Here is a 5,794-nt window from a genome sequence, read left to right as displayed (position 1 = left end):
GGTACGCACCCCGCGTACCCGGGCCGCGGTGCGTCCGGGGCGTGGAACCGTTCCCAGGTCCGGGCCGTCCGTGACTGTCGATGCGGCAGGCAGGGCGGGGGTACAGTCCAAGCGCCCCGTCCAGCAGGCGTGACAACGCCCCCGCCCAGGGTGGGGTCAGGCGATGTCGTGGATGTTGTGTTCGCTGACGTCGGGGGCGTGCCGGGTGATGGTGCGGTAGTCGGCGTCGTCGTGCAGAACGATCAGACCGTGGTGGGCGGCGGTGGCCGCGATGATGAGGTCGATGGCCGATGCACTGCGGTGTTCTCCGGCCTTGGCCATGCGGTGTTGTACCGACCCGACCCATCGTGCGGCGTTCTTCGGCACCGATGCGTCCGGATAGAGGTCGTTGAACATTTCCGACATTTCGTCATACTCGCGGCCATTGCGGGCACTGTAGAGGAACTCGGCGCGCTGGGGGTAACAGGAGGCGATGGCCTCGCCGCCGATGGCGTCGTACCAGGCCGATTGCAGCTTGGGGTCGGAGAGAAGCCGGACGAGCCCGGACGTGTCCAGCAGGTAGATCACCGAGCGTCCTTCTCCGCCTGATGCCGGCGCTCGGCGTCCTCGACGGCTCCCCACTCGCGCGCGCGCTCGAAGTGGCGGCCGATGCGTGCCGCCCGCTCCTGCTGCTCGGCGTAGAACTGGAGGGCCAGGTTGACGGCTTCCTTCTTGGTCCTGGCCTTGGACAGAGCCATGGCGCGTTCCAGGGCGTCGTCATCGATGTCGATCTGGGTGACTGTCATGCTGCGCCTCCCCATGCGTGATGGTGATGTACAAGGAATCATACGTCACCAACATTGACTCTGGGTATCTGGACGCCTGGGTGGCGAGATACAGACCTGGGGGCTCGGACTGCCCCGCGTGCGCGGGGGACTGCGCGCGCACGTCGCCGCCCGCCGGGACCACTCCCGCGCGCGCGGAGACCACCGGTTCGAGCAAGCGGAGCAGGTCGTGGTCCGGGCGCCCGCCCGGCCGGCTGGCGAGCTATACCCGTTCCTCCTCCACCGCCAGCCGGTACCCGTGCTGGACAACGGTCTCGATCAGGTCCGGCGCGCCCAGCGACGCGCGCAGCCGGGCGACAGCCGCCTCAATGGCATGGCCGTCGATGACGTGATCGTTCTCGCCCGGCATCGCGGTCAGCAGGTCCTCGCGCGGTACGACCCACCCCGGCCGTTCCGCCAGCGCCCGCAGCAACGTCATCCCCGCCGGCGGCAGCGGGCGCGCCGCGCCGTCCACGAGCGCGGCCCGCCCGAGCACCGCCAGCCGGTGCCCGGCGACATCCAACCCCCGTGCCCGCAACGGCAGTTCGTCGCACACGAGCTGTACGAGCGGCCCCAGCCGGAACCGCTCGGGATGAACCACCGGCACCTCACGCTCGGCCAGCGGCTGCGCGGTGACCGGCCCCACGCACGCCACCAGCACCTCGGAGCGGAGCGCGGTCAGCAGCTCCGCGCCGTCGCCGCGCTGCTCGGCCCGGTCGAAGAGACCGGCGACAGCGGGCGCACTCGTAAAGGTGACGGCATCCACGGTACGAGCGAGCACCGCGTCCAGCAGCCGGTCCACCGGCCCGAAGTCCTCCGGCGGCAGCCACCGGTACACCGGCACCGCGACTACCTCCGCGCCCGCCGCCCGCAGCGCCTCCGTGAAGTCGGGCAACGGCGCGCCGTGCAGCTGCACGGCCACCCGCCGCCCGGCCACCCCGTCCTTCCGGAGCCGCTCCAGCACCCCGTCCATCGACTCCGACTCGGGCGAGAAGTCCTCCCGCAGCCCGGCCCCCCGCACCGCCCCGCACACCTTCGGCCCTCGCGCCAGCAGCTCCGCCCCGGCCAGCCGCTCCAGCAGCCCCTCGCCCAGCCCCCACTCCTCGGCCGCCTCCAGCCAGCCGCGGAACCCGATGGCCGTGGTGGCCACCGCCACATCGAACCCCTCATCCACCAACTTCCGCGTGGCGTGGCGAAGTTCGACGTCGTCAGCCAGCGGAACGGTACGCATCGCCGGCGCGTGCACAACCTCCGCCCCGCGCCGCCGCAACAGCGTGATCAGCTCTTCCGCCCGCCGCGCGGCGGTCACCGCGACCGTAAACCCGTCCAGCGGCACCCCCTCCCGCACCCCAGGTCGCTGACGCTCGGCATCTTCCATGGGTCTGCTCCCCTAGTCCGGGTTCCTCCCCCTATCTCTACCGCTAACGGCGACCAGGGGAAGAATCGCGCCGCTCACAGCGCGAACTCGCACCACACCACCTTGCCCGGAATACGCTCCCCGACCCCCCACTTGTCGGAAAGCGCCTCGACCAGAAACAGTCCGCGCCCGCCCTCCGACGCCGTGGACGCCTCCAGACGGATACGCGGGCACCCCCCGCCACTGTCGTGGACCTCCAGCCGCAGCACCCCATCCGACGACAGCCGCAACACCACCCGGAACCCACGCCCGGGCGGCACTCCGTGCACCAGGGCATTCGTCGCCAACTCACTCACGCACAGCAACAACTCCTCACCCCGCCCCCGCACCCCCCAGTCCGCGAGCGCCTGCCACACGAACCCCCTCGCCAGCGGCACCGACCGCCGCTCCCGCCGGTAGAACCGCTCCCGCTGAACAGAAGGTTGGATGTTTTCGTTCATGCGAAAAAAGTGGCAGCGAGTAATTAGAGTGGGACAGTGCGTCACCCCGTACGTATGCGAGGTACGGGACCACTTCCGCTCAACTACGACCCCGAACGGGGAGTTGATCGTCATGCCGCCACGCAGGAAGCCGAAGAAGCACTGCACCGTCATGCGACTTGTCGGCGCACAAGTCGCACTGTTCCGCTGCAACGCGGGATACACGCAGGCCGCGCTGGCCGAACTTCTGCGCGTATCCGAGGAGACCATCGCATCCATCGAACAGGGGCGTCGCCCCCTGCTGCCGGATATCGCGCAGAGGCTGGACGAGCTGCTGAACACAGGCGGGGCGCTGTGGGTGGCGGTGGAGAACATGCCGGATCAGGAGCAGTACCCGGTGTGGGCACAGGAGTTCGTGGACTGCGAGCAGAAGGCAATCGCCCTTTCGTCCTACGAGACCGTCGTCGTGCCCGGACTACTTCAGACGGAGAAGTATGCTCGCGCCACTTTCCACTGCAAGGTGCACCCTTTCAGCGAAGAGGAGATCTCGCAGCTCGTGACTGCCCGCCTGGAACGTCAGGCAGTGCTGCACCGCAAGCAAACCGTCCTCGCCAGCTTCATCATTTACGAGGCGGTCTTGCTCAGCCGCCTCGGAGGCCCGGAGGCCGCCCGCGAACAGATTCGACACCTGCGGGCATGCGCAGACCTACCGGGCGTCTCGATCCAGGTCCTGCGGCTCGATCGCGAGATCCACGCCGGAATTTCCGGCCCGTTCGTTCTACTGGAGATGCCCGACCACCAACATCTCGCGTACACCGAGTCCCATCGCGGCAGCCTGCTCACCTCCAGCTCCGAGGAAGTCAGTGCTCTCTCGCAGAAATATGGAATGCTGCGTATGCAGGCTCTCAACGCCGAAGAGACTAAGGGTCTGTTGGACCGGCTGCTAGGAGAGACATGATGGACGATCTCGCATGGTTCAAGTCCAGCCACAGCGGCGACGAGGGAGGTGCATGCCTCGAAGTCGCTTACACCTGGCGCAAGTCCAGCTACAGCACCGAAGAGGGCGGCAACTGCGTCGAGGTGGCTTACGCCTGGAACAAGTCCAGTTACAGCAGCGATGAAGGCGGCAACTGCGTCGAAGTCGCGTACGACTGGAGCAAGTCAAGTCACAGCGGCAGCGAAGGTGGCAACTGCGTCGAGGTGGCCTACGCCTGGAACAAGTCCACACACAGTACCGACCAAGGCGGTAATTGCGTCGAGGTCGCGTACAACTGGAACAAGTCGACCCACAGCAGCGACGAGGGCGGCGCGTGCGTAGAAGTCGCCCCCTGCCGAGCCTGCGTCCACATCCGCGACTCCAAAGTCCCCGACGGCCCCCAACTCGTCCTCTCCCCCGAAGCCTGGTCGTCCTTCACCGAGTTCGCCAGGCGGTCAGCCTGCCCGGCCTGACCGACCACCTGGCAGAGCCCTCGACGGTCAGTGCCCCTGAGCGTGGTGATTACCCGTTCCGGCGTTGAGGTCGAAGTCACCCACATACCACTTCCCCTTGAGCTTCTCGGCCTCCACCTTGGCCGAGAAGCTCTTCGGGTTCACGCCCTTCGCGGCGTCCAGGATCGATCCGGCGGCCGATTTCTCCAACGCCGCGACGTCGCGCTTTCGGGGGTGGCACCCTGCGCCCTGGATCAGTCCCGGTCTTCCTGTAGCTTCACCATTTCGAAGAAACCCCCGGCCTGGTCGATCAGCTCCTCGTACGTGCCCGTCTCGGAGACGCGGCCTTGATCGAGGACGACGATCCGGTCGGCGAGGCGGGCGTTGGCCAGCCGGTGCGTGATGAAGACCGTGGCCCGGTCTGCGGCCAGGGCCTTGAGCCGGGTGTAGATCCGGTGCTCGGCACGGGCGTCGAGTGCGGCGGTCGGCTCGTCCATCACCAGCACGGGGGCGTCGCGGTGGAAGGCGCGGGCGACCGCGACGCGCTGCCACTGTCCGCCGGACAGGTCGTGCCCTCCCCACCAGGAGCGGGCCAGCGAGGTGTCCAGCCCATGAGGCAGCGCGGCGATGACGCTGTCGGCGCCGGATGCTTCGGCGGCGGCGCGCACGGCGGCGTCGCCTTCGGGGCGGGGCCGGCCGAGGGTGATGTTCTCCCGGGCGGCCAGCGGCCAGCGCGTGTAGTCCTGCGGGACCAGCGCCACCTTGGACATCACCCCGGCCGGGTCGGCGTCCGCCAGGTCCACCCCGTCCCACCGGACCGAGCCCGCCGTGGGGAGGAACAGGCCGGTCAGCACCCGGGCGAGCGTGCTCTTGCCTGCGCCGTTCCCGCCGACCAGGGCGATGACCTCGCCCCGCTTGAGGTCCAGGTTCACCTCGTCCAACGCGGGCCGGTCGGCACCGGGGTAGGTGAACGAGACGCTCCGGGCGGTGATGACCTGCGGCCCGTCCTCGGCGACCTGGGCCGAACCGCGGCGGGCCGTCCACGGCCTGGCTACCGCGAGGAACCGGGCCCAGTCGTCCAGGGACAGCGAGGTGCGGAACAGCCGGGCCCCCGCCCGGACCGTCGTGGCCAGCGCCGCCCCGGAGGTCCGCATCGCCAGCGCGGCGGTCCCCGCCGCGGCGAGTTCCATCCGGCCGCCGGCCGCCAGAAGGACAAGCACGCCCCAGGTCGCGGCGGTGCCGACGGCGGCGAGCGCGTCGCCGATGCCCTGCGCCACCAGGGCCTGCCGTGTCGCCCGGAGCTGTTCGGTCTCCAGGCGGCCGGAGACGATGCGGTACTGCCGGATCAGGAACCCGGCCATGGTGCCCGCCCGGACCTCGTCAGCGGTGTTCCGTTCCGTGGTGTACGAGCGGAACACGTTCCGGAGCCGGGAATCGGCAAGGTTGCGATGGTGGGCGGCATGCTCGATCCGTGCCCCCCGTACGGCGCCCCACGCACACGGGAGAACGGAGAGGACCAGCAGAGGAAGCATCACCGGGTGCAGGACGGTGACGACCGACGCCGCGGCGGCCATCTGCGCGGCGGCGGAGGTCAGGAGTTGGGCGTCGAGGATGAGGTCGCCGGTCTTCTGCGCGCCGTCGGAGGCGGCAGCGTGGGCGTCCGCGAAGCCCGGGTCCTCATACGCGACCAGCTCGGCGGCCGTCGCCGCGGTGATGACCTCCAAGTC

Annotated in this window: 8 protein-coding genes; 2 read left to right on the top strand and 6 right to left on the bottom strand. The window is 69.3% G+C overall.

All coding sequences use genetic code 11. The annotated features are described in order from the left end of the window. Window positions 1–156: 156 nt before the first annotated feature. From ACFU99_RS30435 to ACFU99_RS30420, 4 genes are all read right to left on the bottom strand, one after another. The gene (locus ACFU99_RS30435; protein WP_384398123.1) at window positions 157–567 is read right to left on the bottom strand and encodes a PIN domain-containing protein; all 411 of its coding nucleotides are present in this window, start codon (window positions 565–567) and stop codon (window positions 157–159) included. Continuing rightward, window positions 564–785, bottom strand: a complete 222-nt coding sequence (locus ACFU99_RS30430) for a type II toxin-antitoxin system VapB family antitoxin (protein ID WP_384398121.1) — start codon at window positions 783–785, stop codon at window positions 564–566. Before ACFU99_RS30430 ends, ACFU99_RS30435 begins: the two co-directional genes overlap by 4 nt. Before the next feature lie 241 nt (window positions 786–1,026). Next, window positions 1,027–2,181 (bottom strand): uroporphyrinogen-III synthase, encoded by a 1,155-nt coding sequence (locus tag ACFU99_RS30425; protein ID WP_384398119.1) that lies wholly within the window; start codon window positions 2,179–2,181, stop codon window positions 1,027–1,029. A gap of 74 nt (window positions 2,182–2,255) precedes the next feature. Beyond that, the gene (locus tag ACFU99_RS30420; RefSeq protein ID WP_384398117.1) at window positions 2,256–2,660 is read right to left on the bottom strand and encodes an ATP-binding protein; all 405 of its coding nucleotides are present in this window, start codon (window positions 2,658–2,660) and stop codon (window positions 2,256–2,258) included. Window positions 2,661–2,772: 112 nt separating this feature from the next. Between ACFU99_RS30420 and ACFU99_RS30415 the strand changes: the two genes are divergently transcribed. After that, window positions 2,773–3,597, top strand: a complete 825-nt coding sequence (locus ACFU99_RS30415) for a Scr1 family TA system antitoxin-like transcriptional regulator (protein ID WP_384398115.1) — start codon at window positions 2,773–2,775, stop codon at window positions 3,595–3,597. Continuing rightward, complete coding sequence (locus ACFU99_RS30410) at window positions 3,597–4,088, top strand: DUF397 domain-containing protein (protein WP_384398113.1); 492 nt, start codon at window positions 3,597–3,599, stop codon at window positions 4,086–4,088. Before ACFU99_RS30415 ends, ACFU99_RS30410 begins: the two co-directional genes overlap by 1 nt. Before the next feature lie 27 nt (window positions 4,089–4,115). Here the strand turns inward: ACFU99_RS30410 and ACFU99_RS30405 are convergent, their stop codons facing one another. After that, a complete protein-coding gene (locus ACFU99_RS30405; protein ID WP_384398111.1) occupies window positions 4,116–4,277 on the bottom strand; it encodes a hypothetical protein in 162 nt (53 codons plus the stop codon). A 44-nt stretch (window positions 4,278–4,321) separates the two neighbouring features. After that, window positions 4,322–5,794: ATP-binding cassette domain-containing protein (locus tag ACFU99_RS30400; protein ID WP_384398109.1), on the bottom strand; the 1,473-nt coding region annotated here is incomplete at its 5' end.

This window comes from Streptomyces sp. NPDC057654, assembly GCF_042800135.1.
Classification (GTDB): Bacteria; Actinomycetota; Actinomycetes; order Streptomycetales; family Streptomycetaceae; genus Streptomyces.
The sequence above is the reverse complement of the archived record's forward strand: the minus strand, read 5'-3'. Positions and strand labels throughout refer to the sequence as shown.